Here is a 23,338-nt window from a genome sequence, read left to right as displayed (position 1 = left end):
GGTTCCGGTCACATACCTGCGCCGAGCGCGGCGCCGAATCCGTCGTCGAGCGCCGCGTACTCCGCGGCCTGGGCGCGCAGCACCGCGGCGGCGTCGACGAGTTCGGCGACCCCCGCCGCCGCCGCGGACAGGAAGCTGTCGGCGACACCGTTGAAGTACGCCGCGGCCTGCACCGACACCTCCTCGGTGCCGGCCGGCGCCATGTGCAGCGCGGGACCGTTGGCCCCCACGGTGGCCTGCAGGCGGCCGGCCAGGGCCTCGAGCTGGGTGGCCGCGGCGTTCAGGGCGTCGGGCGAGACGAACACGTGTCCGGGCATGGGCGTCGGCCTCCTCGGGGCGCGTCGGGTGATTGTCGTCTCCGGGTTGGACGCGGGAGGTGCCCGGACGGTTCCGACCGTGTCCACAAACGGAACACCCGCGGCCCCTCGCCGGCTGTGAAGCTCGATCCGACCACGGGCGAGTGTGATGCCCGTTACAGAAGGGAGAGGCGAGTGAAGACCCAGGCGGCGATCTTGTGGGAGCGGGGCGGACCGTGGAGCGTGGAGGAGATCGAGCTCGACCCGCCGTGCCACGGCGAGGTGCTGGTCGAGTTGGGCGGCAGCGGCCTGTGCCACTCGGACGAACACGTGCTCACCGGCGACCTGCCCTGGCCGCTGCCGATGATCGGCGGCCACGAGGGCGCGGGCACCGTCGTCGAGGTCGGGCCGGGCGTGCAGGACCTGGCACCCGGCGACCGCGTCATCTTCGGGTTCATCCCGGCCTGCGGCCGCTGCTCGGCGTGTTCGGCGGGCATGCAGAACCTGTGCGAACTCGGCCAGTACCTCGGTGACGGCACCCAGATCTCCGACCACACCGCCCGCCACCACGCCCGCGGGCAGGACCTCGGGCTGATGTGCCTGCTCGGCACCTTCGCCCAGCACACCGTCGTCAGCGAGGCCAACTGCATCAGGATCGACGACGACATCCCCCTGGACAAGGCGTGCCTGCTCGGCTGCGGAGTCGTCACCGGGTGGGGGTCCGCGGTGTTCGCGGGCGGCGTCAAGGCCGGCGACACCTCGGTCGTCGTCGGGGTCGGCGGCATCGGCATCAACGCCGTCCAGGGCGCGGCGCTGGCCGGATCCCAGTACGTCGTCGCCGTCGACCCGGTCGAGTTCAAGCGGACCAAGGCGCTCGAACTCGGCGCCACCCACGCCGTCGCGACCAGCGCGGAGGCGCTCGCGCTCGTCACCGACCTGACGTACGGACGCGGCGCCAACGTCGTCGTCAACACCACCGGCGTCGGCGAGGGCGACCAGATCGCGGCGAGCCTCGCGATGACCGGCAAGCGCGGCACCGTGGTGGTGACGAACCTGCACCGCGCCACCGAGGACACCGTCTCGATGAGCGCCCTCGACCTCGTCCTCGCCGAGAAGCGGGTCGTCGGGTCGCTGTTCGGCAGCGCGAACCCGCGGCTGCACATCCCGAAACTGCTGAACCTGTACCGCAGCGGCGACCTCGAACTCGACGAGCTCGCGACCCGCACCTACAAGCTCGACGAGATCAACGACGGCTACCGCGACATGCGCGAGGGCCGGAACCTGCGCGGCGTCATCACCTTCTGACCCTCACCCTCACCCTCACCGGAGGAATTCATGGACGACATTCGGTACGACTCCCTGTTCATCGGCGGCGACTGGGTGCGGCCCAGCTCGGACGCCCGGATCACCGCGGTCTCCGCCAGCACCGAGGAACCGATCGGGTCGGTGCCCGAGGCGCAGGAGGCCGACGTCGACGCGGCGGTCGCGGCGGCGCGGCGCGCGTTCGACGACCCGGCCGGGTGGGCGCACTGGTCGCCCGCCGACCGGGCGAGCGCCCTGGACCGGCTCGCGGACGTGCTCGAACGCCGCGCCGAGGACGTCGCCACACGCGTCAGCGCGCAGAACGGCATGCCCGTCGCCGTGGCTCGGCAGCTCGAGGGAAGCTTCCCGGTGGTGCTGCTGCGCTACTACGCCGGTCTGACGCGCGAGTCCGCGTCCGAGGAGACCCGGCCCGGGCTGTTCGGCGGCGACACCCTGGTCCGGCGCGAACCGATCGGCGTCGTCGGCGCGATCGTGCCGTGGAACTTCCCGCAGACCCTGGCGGCGTTCAAGTACGCGCCGGCGCTGGCCGCCGGCTGCACGCTGGTGATCAAACCGTCCCCCGAAACCGTCCTCGACAGCTACCTGCTCGCGGAAGCCGTTGCCGAGGCCGGGATTCCGGCCGGAGTGGTCAACATCGTGCCCGCCGGCCGGGACGTCGGTGCGTACCTCGTCGCGCACCCGGACGTCGACAAGATCAGCTTCACCGGGTCCACCGCGGCGGGCCGGTCCATCGGCGAGGTGTGTGGTCGGTTGCTGCGGCCGGTGACCCTCGAACTGGGCGGCAAGTCGGCGGCGATCGTCCTCGACGACGCGAACCTCGACCTGAAGTCGGTGGCCGAGAAACTCTTCACCGCAACCCTTCTCAACAACGGACAGACCTGCTTCCTCGGTACGCGGGTGCTGGCACCGCGGGCCCGTTACCGCGAGATCGTCGACCTGTTCACCGATTTCGCGGGCGCATTGACCGTCGGTGACGCACTCGACGAGTCGACGCAGATCGGCCCGATGGCCACCGCCGCGCAGCGGGACCGGGTGGAGCGGTACATCGCCAAGGGCAAGGGCGACGGCGCGCGCGTCACGATCGGCGGCGGCCGCCCCGCCGGCCTGGACCGGGGCTGGTTCGTCGAGCCGACGATCTTCGCGGACGTCGACAACAACCACACCATCGCGCAGGAGGAGATCTTCGGTCCCGTGCTGTCGGTCATCCCGTACACCGACGACGACGAGGCCGTGCGGATCGCCAACGACTCCGACTACGGGCTCGGGGGCACGGTGTGGACGAGCGACCCCGATCGCGGGCTCGCGCTCGCCAAGCGGGTCCAGACCGGGACGATCGGCGTCAACACCTATCTTCCGGAGCCGACCGCGCCGTTCGGTGGCGTGAAGGCGAGCGGCATCGGCCGGGAGCTCGGGCCCGAGGCACTGGTCAACTACCAGCAGCTCAAGTCCGTCTACCTCGGGTAGGGACAGGCCTGAGGCGGGCCCGGCCGCTGTCGGCCGGGCCCCGCCCGACGTACTGTCATCACGGATGTCACCCACTTCGAAAGAAGCCCCGACATGACCGAACCCGACGAATCGGCGCGGCCGCTCATCGCGCAGTCGTGGCAGCGCGTCGCGATGAGTGGACTGTTCCCGGGAGCGTCGGTGGACGACGCCGCGATCGAGGAGGTCGATCGGCGCAGCAGGCTGATGGTCGCCGCGACCCCGATCCTCGACGAGATGGCCGGCGAACTCGACGGCACCGGCTTCGCGGTCATCTTCGCCGATCGCAACGCGCGCCTCGTCGACGTCCGGTACGGCGAACGCGCGCTGCGACCGAAACTCGAGCGGGTCGGCACCACGTTGGGCCGGTTGTTCCTCGAGGAGACCACCGGGACCAACTCGATCGCGACGGCGTTCGAACTGCGCCGCGGCCTCGCCGTGCGCGGTGAGGAGCACTACATCGAGGAGCTGAAGAAGTTCAGTTGCTACGGCCAGCCGGTGGTGCACCCGGTGACGCGCCGGGTCGAGGGCGTCCTCGACATCACCTGCCTGAGCGAGGATGACAGCCCGCTGCTCGCGCCGTTCGTGACGCGGTCCGCGCGGCAGATCGGCGAGCGGCTCCTCGAGGAGGCGCGGCAGGCGGAACAGCGGGTCTTCGCGTCGTTCCAGGACGCCACCGCCCGTGCCCGCACCCGGCCGGTGATCGCGATCGGCGACGACATCCTGCTCGCCAACACCGCTGCGGCCCAGATGTTCTCGCCCGCCGACCACGTGCTGCTGCGCGCCCTGGCGGTCGAGGCCCCGATCGACCGCGAGGTGATCCACCAGGTCCCGTTGACCGTCGGACGTACCCTGCCCGCATCCGTCCGCCGCGTGGTCGGCAGCGGTGCGGCGCTGTTCGTGTTCGGTGACGCACCGGGTGCGCGTCCGGTCCTCGCCCCGCCCGCTCCCGCGCGGGCCGTGCTGGTCGCGGGGGAACCGGGATCGGGACGCACCGGCACCGCCCGGTCCGTCGCCGGCGAGACGAGCATCTGGTTCGACGCCACCGACGTCACCGACCCCGACGCGCAGGAGTGGACCGCACGGCTGCGCGAGGCGCTCACCGAACCGGGCTGCGTGGTGATCGAGTCCGTCGACCTGCTGCCCGCCGCGGTCGCCCGCCGGACGGCGACGCTGCTGCGGTCGGCGCGTCCCCGCGTCGTGCTCACCAGCGGGCCCGTCGACCGGCTCTCGCCCGAGCAGGCCGCCCTGGTCGCCCACTGCGGGCAGCGTCACGAGGTGGCGCCCCTGCGGCAGCGTCGCGCCGAGATTCCCGCCCTCGTCCGCTCGATCCTCGCCGAGTCGGGCCTGGCGGAGCGCGTCCGCTTCACCCCCGCGGCGCTCGAGGCGCTGGCCGGGCAGCAGTGGCCCGGCAACCTGCCCGAACTGGTCACGGTGGTGCGGACGGCGGCCGAGTCCCGCGGGGCCGGCGACATCACCGTCGCGGACCTGCCCGAATCGCTCCGGGGACGCCTGACCCGGCGGCTGACCCCGCTCGAGCAGGCCGAGCGGGACGCCGTCGTCAGGGCGCTGCGGGACACGGGCGGGAACAAGAAGGCCGCCGCGCAGCAGCTCGGGATCAGCCGGACCACCCTCTACCGGGCGATCCGCTCCTACGGGATCGTCTCCGCTGCAGGCTGATTCAGCCCCAGCCGAGCTCGTGGAGCCGGTCCTCCTCGATGCCGAAGTAGTGCGCGATCTCGTGGATGACGGTGATCGCGACCTCCTCGACGACGTGGTCCTCGTCCTCGCACATCTCGAGGATCGCCTCGCGGTAGATCGTGATGGTGTCGGGCAGCGAACCGCCGTAGTGGCTGTCGCGTTCGGTCAGCGCGATGCCGTGGTACAGCCCGAGCAGCCCCGGATCGTCGGGGTCGCGGCTGTCGACGAGCACGACCACGTTGTCGATGGCCCGCGCGAGCTGCGGTGGAATCAGGTCGAGAGCCTCGGAGACCAGTTCGTCGAACCGCGCCTCCGTCATCACCACTGCCATCAGTTCTCCAGCGGCGCCGCGCCCGGCAGCGGCGTCGGGACCGACCGGCCCTCGGGCAGCGGCGGCGGAGGGACGGGCGGTGCACCGTTGATGAGGATGTCGCCCTTCGCGGAGCCGACGATCGGGGCGAATCCGCCGCCGTCGAGTTCCTTGCCGACGGAACAGTTCACCAGGCGGCTACCCGCCAGCCAGCTGCTCAGTTCCATGTTGTCCCAGAACAGGGTGAGGGTCTTGTTCCGCAGCGCGTCCGGAGAACCGAGGTACTCGTTCGCCGCCTGCGTGCAGGTCTCCTCCAGATAGCCGTCCTGGTCGGCCACCGCCGGGAAGCCACCGGTGAACTTCGCGCCCAGGTCGACGACCGAGATGACCTCGAACGCGTGCGCCTGCGAACAGTCCACCGGATCGCTCGGCACGTTCTGGTTGATGCCGATGCAGGTCCCCGCGTCCCACACCTTCGACTGGTCCTGACCCTGCACCGGACCGGTGACCGCGAGCACCGTCCCGGTGGTGCTGGACCGCTGCAGCCCGCACCGGATCGTCCGCTCCCCGGCGGCCCATCCGGCCTCGCCGGGATTGATCAGGCCGACGCTGAACTTGCCGTGCGGGTCGAAGTGGTCGTCCAGGTACTCGGTCACCGCGGGGGTGCAGTGCTCGTCCCGCAGCTGCGAGAACCGCAGCACACTCGGGAACCGGGACCCCGGCCCGAACTCCGCACCGGGGAACACGCTCAGGTCCACCTCCGACGCCACCTCGAACAGGTGCTCGTCGGTGCACGACACCTTCGACAGGTCGCTGGCGTCCTGCTCCGTCCACGACAGGCAGTCGCCCGCGGCGGCGGTCCCGAACGCGGTCCCGGCGACCGCGCCGGTCGCGTGAGGACCACTGCTCTTCGGCCCGGTGGCCAGCTCCTCACCACCCTGTAAGCCGCCGGAGATCACCACCGTCGCGATCGCGGCGATCACCGCGCCGACAGCCACCGCGACCAGGCTCCTCCGGGTGACCTTCGCCGACAGGTGCCTGCCGCCGGTCCAGTGTTCGGCGATGGCCCAACCGGAGGCGGACGCGTCCGCACCCCGGCCGCCCCGCGGGGTGTCCGCGGGTGCGGGGCTCTGGTCGTCGTTGGCTGCGCTGCGTTCGTCGGACATCACCTTCCATCATGCCTGCCGTGGGAGCTCCGACCGCGGACACACCGAAAGCGAAACGGGGCGTCGTCGACGTCCGGCGACGCCGCGCACCTCCGCCAACCGGGCGACCAAGTAGGGTTTCGGTCGTGATTGACCTCAAGTTCCTGCGGGAAAACCCCGACGCCGTCCGTGAGTCGCAGCGAATGCGGGGCGAGGATCCCGCACTGGTCGACTCCCTCCTCACGGCCGACGAGTCCCGCCGCGCAGCCGTCCTCGCCGGCGACAACCTGCGCGCCGAACAGAAGGCCCTCGGCAAGAAGGTCGGACAGGCGCCGAAGGAGGAGCGGCCCGCGCTGCTCGCCGGCGCGAAGGAACTCGCCCAGCAGGTCAAGGACGCCGAGGCCGCGCAGCATGAGGCCGACGCCGCGTTGGCGGCCGCGCACCGCGCGATCTCCAACATCGTCCAGGAGGGCGCTCCCGCCGGTGGCGAGGACGACTTCGTCACCCTCGAGACGGTCGGCGAGCTGCCGACGTTCGACTTCGAGCCGAAGGACCACCTCGAGCTCGGAGAGTCGCTCGGCCTGCTCGACATGGAACGCGGCGCCAAGGTGTCCGGCGCCCGCTTCTACTTCCTCACCGGCCACGGCGCGCTGCTGCAGCTCGGCATGCTGCAACTCGCCGCGCAGAAGGCGGTGGCGAACGGGTTCACGATGATGATCCCGCCGGTGCTGGTCCGCCCCGAGATCATGCAGGGGACCGGCTTCCTCGGTCAGCACTCCGAGGAGGTGTACCACCTCGAGCAGGACGACCTGTATCTCGTCGGTACCTCCGAGGTCCCGCTCGCCGGCTACCACTCCGGCGAGATCCTCGACCTCGGCGACGGACCCAAGCGGTACGCGGGCTGGTCGTCGTGCTTCCGCCGCGAGGCAGGCAGCTACGGCAAGGACACCCGCGGCATCATCCGCGTCCACCAGTTCGACAAGGTGGAGATGTTCACCTACTGCAAGCCCGAGGACGCGGACGCCGAACACCAGCGGCTGCTCGCCTGGGAGCGGGAAATGCTCGCCGCCATCGAGGTGCCCTACCGGGTCATCGACGTCGCCGGCGGCGACCTCGGCTCGTCGGCGGCCCGCAAGTTCGACTGCGAGGCCTGGGTGCCCACCCAGCAGGCCTACCGGGAACTGTCGTCCACCTCCAACTGCACCACCTTCCAGGCCCGCCGGCTCTCGGTGCGGTACCGGGACGAGAACGGCAAGCCCCAGATCGCCGCGACCCTCAACGGCACCCTCGCCACCACCCGCTGGATCGTGGCGATCCTGGAGAACCACCAGCAGGCCGACGGCTCCGTCCGCGTCCCCGCCGCGCTGCAGCCCTTCGTGGGGACGGATGTGCTGCGCCCGGCGTGACCCGAGGCGCTTCGTCGCCGCGTGTGGGCCGGACCGGGCGGAGGTCAGCCGTGTGTGCCGCGCACGGATTGCCACACCCGCTCGGGGAGCAGACGGACCGCCTGGTCCAGGTCGATACCGGGTGCCCCGGAGAGCCACCGGCGGCTGGTCTCGGCGACGGGCCCGATCACCAGCATCTCGATCAGGGGGGCGGGCAGGTCGACGACCCGTCCGGCCTCGACGTGTGGACGCAGCCACGCCAGCATCGCCGCCATCCGCGGAGCCTTCGCGGCCGCGATGGTCTCGGCGTGTGAGGGCAGGAAGCTCGCATAGGCCGACGCATGGATGAAATGTGCCTCGGCGCGGTGTTCGGCCACCCACCGCAGATAGGCGACCACCATCGCCCGGGTGCCGGTGCGAGCGGTGCGGCTGCGGTGCAGCGCGGCGATCAACGAGCCGAGTAGTTCGTCCATGCAGCGGCTGTACAGTGCCGCGGCCAGCCCGTCGAAGCTGCCGAAGTGGTGGTACAGGCTGCCGACGCTGACCCCGGTGGCCTCGGTGACGGCGGTCATGGTGAACCCGGCGGGGCCGGTCCGCGCGTACACCTCCAGCGCGCCGTCGAGTAGACGGCGCGCGGTTTCGCGTCCGCGGCTCTGGCCCACCGTCTGCCTCCCGTGAGTGCTCCTCCGGTCAGGATCTCATGTCCGCCGCAATGGTTGACAGTCTGGCTCGTAATGAAGAAACTCTCTAGAGAGAGTCTCTAGTTTGGGTGGCTGACACGGACCGGGAGCGAGGGACATGCGGGATTTCGAGATGCCGGCGACATTCACGATTCCGTCGGATGTGTCGATGGCGGACACCGTGTTCCGGCACGCAGAACGGTCGCCGTCCTTCGTGCCGTTCCAGATCCCGGCCGCCGACGAGTGGACCGATGTGACGGCAGCGGAGTTCGCCGGGACGGTGAGGGCCGTCGCCAAGGGGTTGATCGCCTCCGGTGTGGAACCGGGGGACCGGGTCGCGATCATGTCGGCCACCCGTTACGAGTGGGTGGTGCTCGACTACGCGATCTGGACCGCGGGCGCCTGCACCGTCGCGATCTACGAGAGTTCCGCTGCTGCGCAAGCGAAGTGGATCCTCGAGGACTCCGCTGCCGTGATGCTGATCGTGGAGACGTCCGGGCACGCGGAGCGGGTCCGGGACGTGGCGGCACAGGCACCGGATCTGCGCGAAGCCCTGCAGATCGACGCCGGGGCGTGCGGCGAACTGGCCCGCCGCGGTGCGACCGTCGACGACGCCCTGCTGCACGCCCGACGGCCCGGGGTGGGGGCCGAGTCGCCCGCCACGCTCATCTACACCTCCGGCACCACCGGACGGCCCAAGGGCGTCGTGCTCACGCACGGCAACCTGTACGCCGAGTCGGCCGCGGCCCGGGCCGCACTCGGGAATGCGCTCGCCGAAGGCAAACGCACGCTCATGTTCCTGCCGCTGGCCCACGTGTTCGCCCGCGCCATCTCCGTCGGTGCGTTCGACGCGAAGGTCACCGTGGCGCACACCGCCGACTGGGCAACCCTCGCCGACCAGTTCGACTCCTACGCACCGGATTTCGTGCTGTCGGTGCCGCGCGTGTTCGAGAAGGTCTACAACGGTGCGCGGCAGAAGGCGGTCGACGCGGGCAAGGGCGCGATCTTCGACCGGGCCGCGGCCGCCGCGATCGAGTGGAGCCGCGCGCAGGACACCGGCGGCCCGGGGCTGCTGCTGCGCGTCGAGCACGCCGTGTTCGACCGGCTCGTGTACTCGAAGCTGCGGGCCGCGCTCGGCGGCCGGTGTGAGCGTGCGGTCTCGGGCGGCGGGCCGCTCGGCGCCCGCCTCGGGCATTTTTTCCGGGGTGTCGGAGTGCCGATCCACGAGGGCTACGGCCTCACCGAGACCACCGCCGCGATCACCGTGAACACCACCACACACCAGCGGGTGGGCAGCGTCGGCCGGCCGTTGGACGGGCACGCGGTCCGGATCGCGGATGACGGTGAACTGCTGGTCCGGGGGCCGGTGGTGTTCGGTGGGTACTGGCACAATCGGTACGCCACGGACGAGGCGTTCGAGAACGGCTGGTTCCACACCGGCGACCTCGGCGCCCTGGACGCCGACGGCTACGTCACGATCACCGGCCGGAAGAAGGAGATCATCGTGACCGCGGCCGGGAAGAACGTCTCACCGGCCGGCCCCGAGGACGCGCTGCGGGCGCACCCACTGATCGGCCAGTGCATGGTCGTCGGCGATGCGCGGCCGTTCGTCGCCGCGCTGATCACCCTCGACCCGGAGGCGCTGCCGGGGTGGCGCGTCCGCAACGGCGTCGCCGCCGACGTCCCGCTCGCCGAGCTCGTCGGGCACCCCGGCCTGGTGGCCGAGATCGACGCCGCCGTCGCCGAAACCAACGCCGCCGTCTCCTCGGCCGAGCAGATCAAGAAGGTCCGGATCCTCGCCGTCGACTGGACCCAGGAGACCGGCGAGCTGACGCCGAAGTTGTCGCTCAAACGGGCCGTCGTACTCGAGCGGCACGCCGCCGAAGTCGACGCACTCTACGAGGTCGGCGCCCCCGCCTGACGCCACCCCCCCACGCTCTGCCCCGGCTGAAGGTGGCCTTCGTCTCGTCTGATCGCACGAAGGTGGCCTTCAGCCGGGGCGGGTCAGAGCTTCGCGGTGCGCAGCTCGTGGCCCTTCGACGTCTTGCAGCGGCCGGACTCGAGGTCCCACTGCCAGCCGTGCAGGTTGCACGTCAGTGTGGTGCCGTCGACGACGCCGAACTTGGACAGGTCCGCCTTCAGGTGCGGGCAGCGGCGCTGGATCTCGAAGCCGCCCACCTCGATCGACGCGGAGTCGTCGTGTGCCTCGGCGAACCAGCCGTCCGCGTAGGCGATCCGCTCGTCGGTCAGGCACTTGAAGAAGGTGTAGAGGAATTCGTTGTAGCCGCCGATCCGCCACGCCTGGAAGCGGGTGGACAGGAAGATGGTGTTCACCCAGTCCGGCTCGTCGTCGCGCAGCACCGTGCGCACCAGCTCCGGTGCGATGCGGAAACCGTAGCGGTACTTGCCTTCTCCCTCGATCGGCTCACGCACGACGCGCTTCGGGAAATCGAGGACGACGGTCTCGTCGCCCATCACCAGGCCGACGGGGTAGCCGATGCCGTCGCAGATCAGGTCCGACTGCGCCATGATCGGCTCGAACTTCGCCTTCAGCGGCCCGAGCAGCGGCTCGCCCTCGGCCGTCGCCCACGACGCCTTCTCCGCCGCGATGACCGGTGCCATCCGTTGCGCCATGTCCTCGATGTAGGCGGCCTTGTCGGAGAAGATCTTCTCGACGTCGGCGTCCGGGATCGGGTGGCTCAGCGTCGCGTCGGCGCCGTGGATGTCGACGACGGAGCCGGGGATCATCAGCAGTCCGCCGTCGTTGCCGTGGATGCGCATCTGCTCGAGGAAGACGATCTGGTCGGGGAAGATGTTGCCCGGATCGTCGTGGTCGTCGTTGAGGTCGCGCAGCGCGTCGTCGAGGAACACCGGCGGGCCGGCGGACGGGACCACCCAGGTGGCGTCGACCTGGTCGATGTAGCTGCGGCAGCGGTCCATGCCGCGCTGACGCTTCTGCTTGCCGAAGTTGCGTTTGGTGCCCGTCGGGATGTCGTAGACCATCGGGTACCAGATCGCGCCCGAGTACTGCAGCAGGTGGATGTCGATCTTCCCGAACGCGTCGTGCAGCACGTCCATGTCGACCGGGCGGGCGTCGTTCATGTTGAAGCAGGTGGTCTCGCCGTCGGAGACGATCAGCCCGGAGTCGCCGATCGGGCCGTCCGCGGGGGCGCGCAGCGCGACGATCATCACGTCCAGATCGCCCTGGGGGCCCGTCAGGGTGTGCTTGACGGAGTCCTCGGTCTCGAAGAACTTCGTGAAGCCGAGCTTCTCGAGCTCGCGGCGCAGGTCCGGCACCGGGTAGTCGGGCAGCAGCACCGTCGCGTCCTTGTTGACGTACTCGGTGAGCGTCTGCGGGTCGAAGTGGTCCTTGTGCAGATGCGAGACGTACAGGTAGTCGACGTCGCCGAGGGCGTCCCAGTCGAGGCCAGTGTTGTCGGGGAAGGGGAACCACGAGGCGAAGTACGCCGGGTTCACCCACGGGTCGCAGAGGATGGACCCCGCCTCGGTCTTGATGTGGAATCCGGCGTGTCCGACGCTCGTGACCTGCACTTGTGCTGCCTCCTACGGTGGTGCGACGCCTACCAGGGTAGGCGGTCGGGCAAACCGTCCCGGGCAGCGCGGGGCAGGTGTCCGGATCGGGACGAAGGTCACCTACCGCGATCGGCGGAGCGCTGTGGGCGTGCGCACACTAGGCTGGCCCGCGTGGAACCCTTCTACAGAACGATCATCGGTGTCGCCCGCACGCTGTTCTTCGCGGAGGGCCTGAAGTTCACCATCAGCGGTTCCGAACACATCCCCGCGTCGGGCGGTGCGGTCATCGCGATCAACCACACCGGGTACATGGACTTCACGTATGCGGGGATCCCGGTGCGCGACGTGAAGCGCTACGTGCGGTTCATGGCGAAGAAGGAGGTCTTCGACAACAAGATCTCCGGACCGATGATGCGGACCATGCGGCACATCCCCGTCGATCGTGCGGCAGGTGCCGACTCGTACCACGCCGCCGTCGACGCCTTGCGGGCCGGAGAGCTGATCGGGGTGTTCCCGGAGGCGACGATCAGCCGCAGCTTCGAGATCAAGGACTTCAAGTCCGGCGCGGCCCGGATGGCGATCGAGGCGGACGTACCGATCATCCCGATGGTGATCTGGGGATCGCAGCGGGTGTGGACGAAAGGCCATCCGAAACGACTGGGACGCACCAACACCCCGATCTCGATGGCCGTCGGAGCCCCCATCGCGCCGGTCGAGCCCGCGGAGGCGCTGACCGCGAAGGTGCACACGGCGATGGAGACCATGCTGCACGCGCTGCAGGACGGCTACGAGCATCCCGCGGGCGCGTACTGGGTGCCCGCACGGCTCGGCGGCGGCGCGCCGACGCTCGAGGAGGCCAACCGGATGGACGCCGAGGAGGCGCAGGCCAAGGCGGCCCGCCGGGCAGCGGGTGGCGACGCCTGACGTGCCGGTGAGGCGGACGGTCCGCCGGCTGGGGATCGCCGGCGCGGCCGCCCTCGCTGCGGGCGTGCTCGTCGCGGTCGGGTCGATGGCCGTCGTCGCGTCGGCCGCCGCGGGCCGGGTGCACGACGTCGCCGACGCGCCGGAGGCTCCGGTGGTGATCGTGCTCGGGGCGAAGGTCCGGGACGGGGCTCCGATGTCGTTCCTGGCCGGCCGGCTCGACGTGGGTGCCGAACTGGTGAGGACAGGCAAGGCCGGAGCGGTGCTCGTCTCCGGCGACGCCAACGGGACCTCGGGGAACGAGATCGCCGCGATGACGCAGTACCTGGTGGACCGGGGGATCGACCGCGACCTGATCGTCGGCGACGACTACGGCCTCGACACCTACGACACCTGTGTGCGGGCCGCCCGGACGTTCGGTGTGCGCCGGGCGCTGATCGTGAGCCAGGATCCGCACGTCACCCGGGCGGTGGCGCTGTGCCGGCATGCGGGCATCGACGCGGACGGGGTGCGCGGCGACTGCGACTGCCGCACGATCACCATCGCCCGCAACACCGCCCGCGAGTGGCTCGCCCGCCCGAAGGCCGTCCTCGACATGCTCTCGGACCGGGCGCCGAAGGTGCAGACCCCGCCGACCGACGCGCTCGAGCGGGTGCTGGCGTCGAGGTGAGCGGGTCAGGCGTCCGCGCGGGTGCCGGTGAAGAAGTCGACGAAGCCGAACGGTGCGCGGTCGCCGAGGAGGAGCTCGTGAATCTCGCGTGAGTCGGCGGCGGCTGCCTCGCTGCGGGGGAACAGTGCCGCTTCGTAGGCGGTCAGTGCGGCTTCGATGTCGTCGGGGTGCGCGGCGATCGCCTGCGCGAGTTCGGCGCCGTCGAGCATCGCCAGGTTCGCGCCGTCACCGGCCGGCGGCATCAGGTGCGCGGCGTCACCGACGAGTGTCACTCCGGGTACCCGGTCCCATCGGTGTCCGTCGGGGAGGGTGTGGATCGGGCGCGCGATCGGCGGGGTGTCCCCGTCGGTGATCAGTGCGGTGAGCTCCGGTGCCCACCCCTCGAACTCGGCCGCGACACGGGCGGTCGCGGTGGTGGCGTCGGTGAAGTCGATGCTCGCGACCCACTCCTCGGGCCTGCTCAGCGCGACGTAGGTGTGCAGGACGCCGTGCGCCTCGCGGTGCGCCTGGATCGCCTGGCCCGGGGAGAGCGCGTACAGGGCGCCGCTGCCCACCGCCGCGGCCGCCGCGGCATGCCGCTCGTCGACGTCGTACAGATACGTCTCGACGAACGTGGTGCCCGCGTACTCGGGTGTCGCGTCGGAGAGCAGTGGCCGGATCCTGGACCAGGCGCCGTCGGCGCCGACGAGAAGGCCGGTGGTCACGTCGGCGCCGTCCGCGAAGGTCAGCACGTGCCGTGCTCGACCCGCATGTCGGCCATCGCCTCCGTCCCCGAGCGAGGCGACCCCGGTGACCCTGCGTCCCCACTCGACGGTCCCGTCGGGCAGGGAGTCGAGCAGGATCCGACGCAGATCTCCGCGGAGCACCTCGGGACGCCCACCCGCGCCGCCGTCGAGTTCCTCGAACAGCACGGTGGCGTGGCGGTCGAGCACGCGCGACGCCTCGCCGCCCGCGTGGACGATCGCGCGGAACTCGTCGGTGAGGCCGGCCGCGGCGAGGGCGACCTGCCCGACGTGCTCGTGAATGTCGAGTTGGCCGCCCTGTGTGCGGGCGTCCGCCGACGGATCCGCCTCGTAGACCGTCGTGGGGATGCCGTGGACGTGGAGGACGCGGGCGAGGGTGAGGCCGCCGAGGCCCGCGCCGATGATCGTGACCGGTGTCGTCATGAGGGGCTCCTTTCGTCTGGGAATGGAACGATGTTCCACAACCCATGTTGGAACAACGTTCCAGTAGTGTCAAGATGGAGCGCATGGCCATCAGACCCCAGCGGACCGAACGCCGGACGGACGCGCTCTCGAAGGAACGGATCGTCGGAGCGGCGATCGAGATCCTCGACACCGACGGGGAGAAGGCCCTGACCTTCCGCGCACTCGCGGCTCACCTGGAAACCGGGAGCGGGGCGATCTACTGGCACGTCGCCAACAAGGACGAGCTGCTCGCCGCGGCCGCCGACGGCGTCATCGCCCGCGTCCTGACGGCGATCCCGGAGGAGGCCGGGCCCCGGGAGTCGATCCGCGCCGTCGCCTCGGGAGCGTTCGACGCCATCGACGCGCACCCGTGGGTGGGCACCCAACTCACCCGCGAGCCCTGGCAGTCCGCGATCGTGCAGATCTTCGAAGCCGTCGGCCGGCCACTGCGCGCGCTCGGCGTCCCCGAGGGCGCGCAGTTCGACGCGGCGTCCGCGCTCGTGAGCTACCTCCTCGGCCTCGCCGGACAGTACGCCGCCGGCGCGCGACTTCTCCCGCGCGAGACGGATCGATCGGCCTTCCTCGCCACCGTCGCCGAGCGATGGACGCAACTCGACGCCGCGAGGTACCCGTTCGTGCGTCGGGTGGCGACGCAGTTGCGCGACCACGACGACCGTGAACAGTTCCTCGCCGGCGTCGACCTCATCCTCGACGGCATCGCCGCCGTCCGATAGGGCGCCGCTCGGGGAATCATTCCGTCCCGCAACGCGATTGCGGTGCCCGCGGCGGTGCGTCGGGCGGGCTCGCACCCGGTGCGGCAAGATGGGTGCAGTGCAGGATCACCGCCACGCCAAGCCCGACCTGATCGCCAGCGACGTCGACGGAACCTTGATCGACGACGACGAGAAGGTCAGTGCCCGCACCCGCGCCGCCGTGCAGGCGGCCGTCTCGGACGGTGCGCGGTTCGTGCTGGCCACCGGGCGGCCCCCACGGTGGATCGCTCCGGTCGTCGACGGACTCGGCTACGCACCACTCGCCGTGTGCGCGAACGGCGCCGTCCTCTACGACAGCGGCGCCGACCGGGTACTGGGCTCCGTCACCCTGTCCACCGAGACGCTGGACTGGGTGGCCGCACTGGCCGAGGAGGCACTGCCGGGGTGCGGACTCGCCGCCGAACGGGTCGGGGTCAGTGCCTACGACGCCGCCACCCCGCAGTTCGTCAGCGCCCCCGGTTACGAGCACGCCTGGCTCAACCCGGACACCACCGAGGTGTCCGCGGAGGAAGTGCTCGGCCATCCGGCGGTCAAGCTGCTGATCCGACTGCCCGGCATCGCGAGCTCGCACATGATCGACCGGCTCGCCCCCCTCGTCGGAGACCGCGTCGACCTGACGTTCTCGACCAACAACGGACTGATCGAGATCGCGGCGCCGGGCGTGACGAAGGCATCCGGGCTGCGGGCGCTCGCGGAACATCTCGGCTTCGTGGACCCGGCGATCCTCGCGTTCGGGGACATGCCCAACGACGTCCCGATGCTGACGATGGCGCGGCACGGTGTCGCCGTCGCGAACGCACACGACGACGCGATCGCCGCCGCCGACGAGGTCACTGCGTCGAACACCGACAACGGGGTGGCGCGGATCCTCGAACGGTGGTGGAACTGACACCTGCGCCGCGCCGTGCTCCCCCCGGCGTCGAGTCCCCTCCAACGGCTGAAGGCGGCCTTCGTGCGGTGTAGCCGCACGAAGGCCGCCTTCAGCCCGAAAGGGGGGAGGGCCGGGAGAGGGCCGGGCCCGGTGAAGGTGGTGTCAGCCGGCGGGCGCCGGAGCCGGGACGAGGGCCTCGGCCGGGGCCGGTGCCTGCTGGTCGGCCGGGGCCGGGTTCACCGGGGCGGCGGCATCGGCCGGGGCGAGATCCTGGTACGTCTGCGCGTAGGTGTCGGCGTACGTCTTCAGCACCGTCGTCACCACGCCGGTGAGTTCGTTGAAGATCAGCGAACCCTGCTCGAAGTCGGCGCGCATGCCGTCCGGCACCGAGTACTCGTCACTGATCGGCAGCCCCAACACGCCGGCGTCGAGGCCGCTCGCCTCCCACGCGTCGTAGATCGAGCCGAGCACCGTCCACACCCCGCCGTTCGGGGAGGTGGCGATCGCGCCGTTGACGAACTTCGCGATCAGGTTGCCCGCCTTCGCGGGCAGCTCACCGGACAGCGCCGCACCGAGCCGGCCCGTCTCGCCGCCCTCCGCAAGCCACTTCTGGGCGAGGGGGGACTGGTCGGTCATCTTCAGCAGCTGCGTCACCAGCGCGCCGACGGCTTCGCCGGTGTTCGCGGGGGCCGGCGCCGCGGTGGTCGCCGGGGCCTGCGGCGCCGCGGCCACGGTGCCGTTCGAGCTGTCCACGCTCGCCGACCCGCCGTAGTTCGCCTTGGCGATCGAGCGGATCTGGTCCATCTTCGCGTAGCCGGCGTCGCCTGGGCAGCTGGTGAGCCCGACGTCGCGGTGCGCGAAGATGATCGGCAGGTCCACGGCCGCACCCTGCGGGTACGCGGTGAACTCGGTGCCCTCCGAGTACATCGTGGTGTAGCCGGTCGGGTCGAGCCCGGCCTTGGCGAGCCGCCAGCCGAGGAACTTGCCGACGGCGTCGACCGTCGCCTGCGGCGGCGAGACGGTGGAGAAGTCGCCCATCATCGCGATGCCGAAGGTGTTCTCGTTGAACCCGCCGGCGTGCGCGCCCTGCACGTTGCGGTCCAGGCCGCCCGCGCGGCCCTCGAAGATCTGGCCGTACTTGTCGACGAGGGCGTTGTACCCGATGTCGCACCAGCCGAGCGTCTGCGCGTGGTAGGCGTAGATCGCGCGGACGATCCCCGCCGACTCGGCGCGGGTGTAGTCGTTGCTGCCCGCGGTGTGGTGCACGGTCGCGCCGCCGAGCATGTCGTCGTAGGTGGGGCTCTGGCAGCGGATCGACTCGTCGGCGCCCCACTGGGCGCGGGTGATCACGTTCGGTCCGTTGCCGCCGATCGGAGTGGCGATGTCGGCGAGCGCGCCGTCCGAGCCGCCGGATCCCGGCGCGATGAGCACCGCGCTGACGGCGTCGGCCAGCTGCTGCACCGTGTCCTGGCCGCGCAGCGGGGTGCTGACGGCGGCGGGCGCGAACGGGATGGGGGCTTGCGCCGGGTCGGTCGGGGTGAGCACGTTCGGCAGTGCCGGAGCGGCGTCCGCGAGTCCGGCGACCGCGTCGGCGGCCTGCGTCACCAGCACCTGCACGGCGGTGGTGTCGCCGACGTAGATCGGTTCCGTTCCGGTCTTGCCGCCCGGGGCGGTCTGGTCGTCCCTGCGGGAGTCGAGCTGCTCGGTGGTGAACCACGGACCCCACGATCCGTCCGCGAGCTTGGCGCGGACCTTCGCGGCGGTCGCGCCGAGATCGGAGGTCAGCGCGATCATGCTGAACGGGGTATCGCGGGTGATCTCCTTGACCGCGGCGCCGAGCTCGGTCTCCGGGTCCGGGACGGCGGGTGCCGCGGTCGACGGGGCGACGGGCTGCGCGACGTCGCCGGTCGCCGCCGGCAACAGTCCCGTCGGCAGCGTGATCGTCTCCGGAAGGGTGATGCCCTCCGGAAGGGGAAGGCCCTGGGGGACAGGGATTTCCGTGGGTACCGGCAGCTTTCGCAGGTCGGACAGCCGCAGGTCCGGGAGGTCGAGGCCCGTCAGGTCGCGGATCGGGATGACGATGTCGGGCACCTGGGTGAGGGCGATCTCGGCGATCTGGGTCGGGATGGCAACGGTGGACGAGTCGGAGGTCGAGCGGATCCCGGAGGTGCTCGTGACGCCCCAGACCGCGAACGGGGTCGCGATGGCGACGGCGGCCACCGTCCCAAGGACGATCGACGGTTTCGGTCGACGGTGCGGCACAGCTGCTCCCTCGGTTGCTACTGACGTGTGCGGTGCACAGCCCTCCGAGCCGGCTTCCCCCGACGAGCTGCGATGCTGGTGTTACGTGTGTGACAGATGTTGCCAATGCCGATCACTCTTGCCACACTAGCCACAGACTAACCTAAGCCTCAACTTTAGATTGAGACTTTGCTTCGAGGCCCCGGCGGGCGACTGCGCCGCCCGGCGGCCGCACGCAACCGCCGACAGGAGACCGGACCATGGCGAAACTCCGTCGCACGACCGTTCTGCGAGGTCGAACCGAACGTGGTGGACGCGCGTCGCTGCCCCGGCGCGCACTGGCGCTCGGCGTCGCCCCGGTCCTGGTCGTCGGCGCCGCCGTCGGCGTGTCCGCCATCGACTTCACGCGGCCCGGCGTGGCGCCGGTCGTCGCCGCGGACACCCCCTTCACCCTTTCCGGACACGGGAACGGCCACGGGCGCGGCATGGGTCAGTGGGGCGCCTACGGCTACGCGAAGAACGAGGGCTGGTCCGCCGAACGCATCGTCGGCTACTACTACGGCGGTACCGAACTGGGCCAGCTCGACGAGACCCGCATCGGCGTCCGGCTCGTCGGGCTCGACGGTCAGGGGCTGAACGTGACCTCCGACGCCGGGGCCAGCGTCGCCGGTCGCGACGTGGCTCCCGGCGAGGGCGTGCACCTGACCGCGACCCCGGGCGGCGGCGCGGCGGTGGTCGTCACCGACGGCTGCGACGGTGCCGTGCTGTGGCAGGCCACGACCGACCACCCGTGGGTCGATCCGATCGACCTGTCACCGGACCGGCCGGTGAGCGAACACCTGAAACTATGCGGCGGCAACACCTTCCGAGGGTCGCTCGGTGTCGCGCTCGACGGCCTCGAACCGCGGGTTCTGAACCATCTCGACATCGAGGACTACCTCCTCGGGGTCGTGCCGGTCGAGTCGAAGGCCGACTGGGCCGACACCGGCGGTGCCGAAGCGCTGCGCGCGCAGGCGATCGCCGCCCGCTCCTACGCCGCGACCGAACACCGGTACCCCTACGCGGAAACCTGTGATACCCAGGACTGCCAGGTGTACGGGGGGTCCGCCAAGGAGGATCCGCGTACCACCGAGGCCGTGCGCACCACGGCGGGCAAGGTGGTGACCCGCGACGGGCAGCCCGTGTCGACCGAGTTCTCCTCCTCCACAGGTGGATACACCGCCGGTGGAGTCTTCCCCGCGGTCGAGGACCTGGGTGACGCGCTCTCGCCGAACCACGACTGGACGCAGACCCTCACCGCCGGGGAGATCGCGAAGGCGTTCGGTGTGGGCGACCTGACGTCGATCGCCGTGGTCGAACGCAACAACCTCGGTGCCGACGGCGGCCGCATCGCGGAACTGGAGGTCGTCGGATCCGGCGGCACCGCAAGGGTTTCCGGCATGGAGGCGCGAACCAGGCTCGGGCTCAAGTCCGACTGGTTCACTGTCACCGAGGGCCTCGTCGCCGGCGTGGGCCCGAGCCCTGCCCCCGACACGCTCGCCGAACCGAACGCGGCCGTCCCGCCGACCGAGATCGAGAAGAAGTACGCCGAGATCGGTGGCGCCGCCGGGCCGCTCGGCGAGCCGATCGGACCCGAGATGGCGATGCCCGACGAGGCCGGGAAGTTCCGGATGTTCGAGGGCGGCGCGATCGTGTGGACGCCGACGCTCGGCGCGCAGGTGATCGACGCCAGCGTCGTGATCTCCGAACTGCCCACAGGAAGCGCCGGCTGACAGCTCGGGTGTTCTCCCGACCCCCGCGGACCGCTGGCCTCGGGGCATGCTCTCGGGACTCGACCCGCGGAACGTGCGGGGGCGCCGGTCGACGACTGGGACGCGATCCGGCCGTTCGCGGACGCCGTGTCACCCGGTGGCTACCTCGACTTCGAGACGGCTGTCTGTCGAACGCTGGTCGGCTGACCGGGCATCCGTGTCGGCCGGTCAGTCGGGGAGGTCGATCTCCGCGGCGGCCTCGTCGACGATCGGGTCGTCGTCGCCCGCCTCGATCACCAGGCGATGCAGCTCGACGAGGCGTTCGTGGCCGGGTTCGGGGGCGGCTTTCCGGGAGTCCTCGTCGGGTGCGGGTGGCGCGAAGTCGGGGTTGGTCGATTCGATCATCAACTCCAACTGGGTCAGGACCTTCTGCTTGCGGGTGGCGCTCATCGTCGGCCTCCTGTCGGCGGTGAGCCGAGGCTACACCCGCCGGATATTGACACATTGATGAATCTGTCTCATTCTCGAAACATGACGACGACAATGTCCGGTAAGGCGGCCTACGTGCCGCCCTCGGGGGAGACCTGGCGCGATCCGTTCGGCATGTACGCCCGGCTGCGCGACGACGACCCCGTGCACCGCGTGGTGCCCGCGTCGGCGCCGCACGACGACTACTGGGTCCTGACCCGGCACGCCGACGTGTTCGCCGCCGCCCGCGACCACGTGACGTTCTCGTCCGCGGACGGGCTGACCACCAGTTACGGCGAACTCGACAAGATCGGCCTGCGCGACAACCCGCCACTCGTGATGCAGGATCCGCCGCAGCACACCGACTTCCGCAAACTCGTCGCCCGCGGGTTCACGCCGCGCCAGGTGGAGGCCGTCGAACCCGCCGTCCGCGCGTTCGTCGTCGAGCGCATCGAGGGATTGCGCTCGGCCGGCGAGGGCGACATCGTCACCGACCTGTTCAAGCCGCTGCCGAGCATGGTGGTCGCGCACTATCTGGGGGTTCCCGAGGAGGATCGGGGACGGTTCGACGGCTGGACCGACGCCATCGTCGCCGCGAACGCGACCGGTGATCCGCTCGAGGCCGCGACCGCGGTCGGCGAGCTCATGGGCTACTTCGGCGAGCTCGTCGCGCGGCGACGCGTCGAGGCCGCGACCGGCGACCTCGGCGACGACACCGTCTCGCACCTCGTCGCGTCGGGAATGGGCGCGGACGGCGACATCGCAGGCATGCTCTCGATCCTCGGATTCGCGTTCACGATGGTCACCGGCGGCAACGACACCACCACCGGCATGCTCGGCGGATCGTCCGCGCTGCTCACCCTGCGCCGGGACCAGCGCGCGCTGCTGCTCGCGGACCCGTCCCGGATTCCCGACGCCGTCGACGAACTGCTGCGTCTCACCTCGCCGGTGCAGGGACTGGCCCGCACCACCACGCGTGACGTCACGCTGCACGACGTGACGATCCCGGCGGGACGAAAGGTGTTGCTGGTCTACGGTTCCGCCAACCGGGACCCGCACATGTACGGATCCGACGCGGAAGAGCTGGACGTGCTGCGCGCGCCCCGGCAGATCATGACGTTCAGTCACGGCGGACACCACTGCCTCGGCGCCGCGGCCGCCCGGATGCAGGCCCGCGTCGCACTCGAGGAACTGCTCGCCCGCTGTCCCGACTTCGAGGTCGATGTCGACGGGATCACGTATGCCGCAGGTAATTACGTACGCCGACCCACGCACGTCCCGTTCCGGGTGCGGTCGTGAACTGGCTGCGGGACGAGAGGTCCGAGGCGGCGGCCGAGAAGATCCTCGACGCCGCCGCGGACCTGTTCGCCCGGCGCGGCGTCGCCACCACCGGCATGGCGGACGTCGCGAAGGCGGCCGGGTGCTCGCGGGCGACGCTGTACCGGTACTTCGACGGCCGCGGCGCGTTGCATCGCGCGTTCGTGCACCGCGAGGCGCGCCGGGTCGGCGAGCAGGTGGCCGCCGAGGTCGCGACGATCGCCGACCCGGCGCAGCGGGTCACCGAGGCGATCCTCGCGTCCGTCCGGCGGGTGCGCGAAACACATACCCTCGCAGCGTGGTTCGAGGTCGGCGACGCCGGGATCGCGTCCGAACTGGCCGGCACCTCGGAGGTGATCGAGGTGCTGGGCGCGGCGTTCCTCGCGGGGGTGGGCGGTGCCGGCGTCGACCGCGCGGCACTGTCGCGGCAGGCGCGCTGGGTGGTGCGGGTGATCGTGTCCCTGCTCACCGTCCCCGGCGCGGACGCCGACGACGAGCGCACGATGGTCGAACAGTTCGTGGTGCCCGCGCTCGTCCCCGGTCAGACGACCGTGCCGAACGCCTGACCGATCACGTACGTGACCGCCATCGCGACCGCACCACCGAGGACCACCCGGGACACCGCCCGCACCCGGCTCGAACCGCCGAGCCGCGCGCTGATGCTGCCGGTCAGCGCGAGTGCCACCAGCACCGCCACGAACGTCACCGGGATCCGGATGTGCGGCGGCGTGGCCAGAATCGCGATCAGCGGCAGCAGCGCGCCGATCGTGAACGACACCGCCGACGATCCCGCCGCCTGCCACGGATTCGTCAGGTCGTCCGGGTCGATACCGAGTTCGGCCTCCGCGTGCGCCGCGAACGCGTCGTGCTCGGTCAGTTCCACCGCGACCTGGCGAGCGGTGGTGGGGGACAGGCCCTTCGCCTCGTACAGGTCCGCCAGCTCCTGCAATTCGGCGTCGGGCACCTCGCGCAGTTCCCGGCGTTCCTTCGCGAGAAGCGCACGCTCCGAGTCGCGTTGGGTGCTCACCGACACGTACTCGCCGAGCGCCATCGACACCGCCCCGGCGGCGAGACCGGCGACACCCGCCGTCAGGATCGGGCCGCGGTCCACGGTCGCGGCCGCGACACCGACCACCAGGCCCGCCGTCGAGACGATGCCGTCGTTCGCGCCGAGGACGCCGGCGCGCAGCCAGTTCAGCTTCGCGTTGAGGCCCTGGCCGGGCGGTGCCGCGTCGTCTCGCTGTTGGCGCTCAATCGATTCCATACCGTCGACGCTAACCGCC

At 70.9% G+C, this 23,338-nt stretch carries 21 protein-coding genes; 12 read left to right on the top strand and 9 right to left on the bottom strand.

What is annotated here, in order from left to right; all coding sequences use genetic code 11:
* Positions 1–8 precede the first annotated feature (8 nt).
* The gene (locus ACFYVR_RS14145) at positions 9–317 is read right to left on the bottom strand and encodes a PE family protein (RefSeq protein WP_387474034.1); all 309 of its coding nucleotides are present in this window, start codon (positions 315–317) and stop codon (positions 9–11) included.
* 174 nt (positions 318–491) lie between these two features.
* On the opposite strand from ACFYVR_RS14145, the gene ACFYVR_RS14140 reads away from it, so the two are divergent.
* The 3 genes from ACFYVR_RS14140 (at position 492) to ACFYVR_RS14130 (ending at position 4,781) form a co-directional block, all read left to right on the top strand.
* Positions 492–1,601: an NDMA-dependent alcohol dehydrogenase gene (locus tag ACFYVR_RS14140; RefSeq protein ID WP_387474032.1), complete on the top strand. Its 1,110-nt coding sequence runs from the start codon at positions 492–494 to the stop codon at positions 1,599–1,601.
* Positions 1,602–1,631: 30 nt separating this feature from the next.
* A complete protein-coding gene (locus tag ACFYVR_RS14135; protein WP_387474030.1) occupies positions 1,632–3,083 on the top strand; it encodes an aldehyde dehydrogenase in 1,452 nt (483 codons plus the stop codon).
* A gap of 93 nt (positions 3,084–3,176) precedes the next feature.
* A complete protein-coding gene (locus ACFYVR_RS14130; RefSeq protein WP_387474028.1) occupies positions 3,177–4,781 on the top strand; it encodes a sigma-54-dependent Fis family transcriptional regulator in 1,605 nt (534 codons plus the stop codon).
* Position 4,782: 1 nt separating this feature from the next.
* On the opposite strand, the gene ACFYVR_RS14125 is transcribed toward ACFYVR_RS14130, so the two are convergent.
* Positions 4,783–5,133 (bottom strand): metallopeptidase family protein, encoded by a 351-nt coding sequence (locus ACFYVR_RS14125; protein ID WP_387474026.1) that lies wholly within the window; start codon positions 5,131–5,133, stop codon positions 4,783–4,785.
* Positions 5,133–6,278: a septum formation family protein gene (locus ACFYVR_RS14120; RefSeq protein WP_387474024.1), complete on the bottom strand. Its 1,146-nt coding sequence runs from the start codon at positions 6,276–6,278 to the stop codon at positions 5,133–5,135. The genes ACFYVR_RS14125 and ACFYVR_RS14120 overlap by 1 nt, the downstream gene beginning before the upstream one ends.
* Positions 6,279–6,403: 125 nt before the next feature.
* On the opposite strand from ACFYVR_RS14120, the gene serS reads away from it, so the two are divergent.
* A complete protein-coding gene (serS, locus tag ACFYVR_RS14115) occupies positions 6,404–7,663 on the top strand; it encodes a serine--tRNA ligase (protein WP_387474022.1) in 1,260 nt (419 codons plus the stop codon).
* 44 nt (positions 7,664–7,707) lie between these two features.
* On the opposite strand, the gene ACFYVR_RS14110 is transcribed toward serS, so the two are convergent.
* Entirely contained in the window at positions 7,708–8,304 is a 597-nt protein-coding gene (locus ACFYVR_RS14110) for a TetR/AcrR family transcriptional regulator (RefSeq protein ID WP_387474020.1), read from the bottom strand.
* Positions 8,305–8,440: 136 nt separating this feature from the next.
* Between ACFYVR_RS14110 and ACFYVR_RS14105 the strand changes: the two genes are divergently transcribed.
* Entirely contained in the window at positions 8,441–10,243 is a 1,803-nt protein-coding gene (locus ACFYVR_RS14105) for an AMP-dependent synthetase/ligase (protein ID WP_387474018.1), read from the top strand.
* 83 nt (positions 10,244–10,326) lie between these two features.
* On the opposite strand, the gene ACFYVR_RS14100 is transcribed toward ACFYVR_RS14105, so the two are convergent.
* Positions 10,327–11,874, bottom strand: a complete 1,548-nt coding sequence (locus ACFYVR_RS14100; RefSeq protein ID WP_387474016.1) for a Rieske 2Fe-2S domain-containing protein — start codon at positions 11,872–11,874, stop codon at positions 10,327–10,329.
* Positions 11,875–12,027: 153 nt separating this feature from the next.
* Between ACFYVR_RS14100 and ACFYVR_RS14095 the strand changes: the two genes are divergently transcribed.
* Positions 12,028–12,780, top strand: coding sequence for a lysophospholipid acyltransferase family protein (locus ACFYVR_RS14095; RefSeq protein WP_387474014.1), 753 nt, complete (start codon positions 12,028–12,030; stop codon positions 12,778–12,780).
* Position 12,781: 1 nt separating this feature from the next.
* Positions 12,782–13,447: a vancomycin high temperature exclusion protein gene (locus ACFYVR_RS14090; protein WP_387474012.1), complete on the top strand. Its 666-nt coding sequence runs from the start codon at positions 12,782–12,784 to the stop codon at positions 13,445–13,447.
* A gap of 5 nt (positions 13,448–13,452) precedes the next feature.
* On the opposite strand, the gene ACFYVR_RS14085 is transcribed toward ACFYVR_RS14090, so the two are convergent.
* The gene (locus ACFYVR_RS14085) at positions 13,453–14,613 is read right to left on the bottom strand and encodes an FAD-dependent oxidoreductase (RefSeq protein WP_387474010.1); all 1,161 of its coding nucleotides are present in this window, start codon (positions 14,611–14,613) and stop codon (positions 13,453–13,455) included.
* An 83-nt stretch (positions 14,614–14,696) separates the two neighbouring features.
* Here ACFYVR_RS14085 and ACFYVR_RS14080 point away from each other — a divergent pair, with 83 nt between their 5' ends.
* Together ACFYVR_RS14080 and ACFYVR_RS14075 are read left to right on the top strand one after the other, a co-directional pair.
* Positions 14,697–15,368, top strand: a complete 672-nt coding sequence (locus ACFYVR_RS14080) for a TetR/AcrR family transcriptional regulator (protein WP_387474008.1) — start codon at positions 14,697–14,699, stop codon at positions 15,366–15,368.
* Positions 15,369–15,456: 88 nt separating this feature from the next.
* Complete coding sequence (locus ACFYVR_RS14075) at positions 15,457–16,296, top strand: HAD family hydrolase (protein ID WP_387474006.1); 840 nt, start codon at positions 15,457–15,459, stop codon at positions 16,294–16,296.
* A 144-nt stretch (positions 16,297–16,440) separates the two neighbouring features.
* Here the strand turns inward: ACFYVR_RS14075 and ACFYVR_RS14070 are convergent, their stop codons facing one another.
* Positions 16,441–18,540 carry an N-acetylmuramoyl-L-alanine amidase gene (locus ACFYVR_RS14070; RefSeq protein ID WP_387474004.1) on the bottom strand — a complete coding sequence of 700 codons (2,100 nt, stop codon included), beginning with the start codon at positions 18,538–18,540 and terminating at the stop codon, positions 16,441–16,443.
* Positions 18,541–18,779: 239 nt separating this feature from the next.
* On the opposite strand from ACFYVR_RS14070, the gene ACFYVR_RS14065 reads away from it, so the two are divergent.
* On the top strand, positions 18,780–20,291 hold the full coding sequence (locus ACFYVR_RS14065; RefSeq protein WP_387474002.1) for a SpoIID/LytB domain-containing protein: 1,512 nt from the start codon (positions 18,780–18,782) through the stop codon (positions 20,289–20,291).
* Positions 20,292–20,498: 207 nt separating this feature from the next.
* On the opposite strand, the gene ACFYVR_RS14060 is transcribed toward ACFYVR_RS14065, so the two are convergent.
* Entirely contained in the window at positions 20,499–20,720 is a 222-nt protein-coding gene (locus ACFYVR_RS14060; protein ID WP_387474000.1) for a hypothetical protein, read from the bottom strand.
* An 81-nt stretch (positions 20,721–20,801) separates the two neighbouring features.
* Between ACFYVR_RS14060 and ACFYVR_RS14055 the strand changes: the two genes are divergently transcribed.
* Both ACFYVR_RS14055 and ACFYVR_RS14050 read left to right on the top strand, forming a co-directional pair.
* Positions 20,802–22,037 (top strand): cytochrome P450, encoded by a 1,236-nt coding sequence (locus ACFYVR_RS14055; protein ID WP_387473998.1) that lies wholly within the window; start codon positions 20,802–20,804, stop codon positions 22,035–22,037.
* The gene (locus ACFYVR_RS14050; RefSeq protein WP_387473996.1) at positions 22,034–22,621 is read left to right on the top strand and encodes a TetR/AcrR family transcriptional regulator; all 588 of its coding nucleotides are present in this window, start codon (positions 22,034–22,036) and stop codon (positions 22,619–22,621) included. Before ACFYVR_RS14055 ends, ACFYVR_RS14050 begins: the two co-directional genes overlap by 4 nt.
* Here ACFYVR_RS14050 and ACFYVR_RS14045 read toward each other — a convergent pair.
* Positions 22,597–23,319 carry a VIT family protein gene (locus ACFYVR_RS14045; protein ID WP_387473994.1) on the bottom strand — a complete coding sequence of 241 codons (723 nt, stop codon included), beginning with the start codon at positions 23,317–23,319 and terminating at the stop codon, positions 22,597–22,599. The two genes, ACFYVR_RS14050 and ACFYVR_RS14045, sit on opposite strands and share 25 nt — an antisense overlap.
* Between the last annotated feature and the right edge of the window lie 19 nt (positions 23,320–23,338).

Source organism: Rhodococcus sp. NPDC003318 (assembly GCF_042879035.1).
In the GTDB taxonomy this organism is placed as follows: Bacteria; Actinomycetota; Actinomycetes; order Mycobacteriales; family Mycobacteriaceae; genus Rhodococcus_G.
Note: the sequence above shows the minus strand (reverse complement) of the source record. Positions and strands in the feature narration are given on the sequence as shown.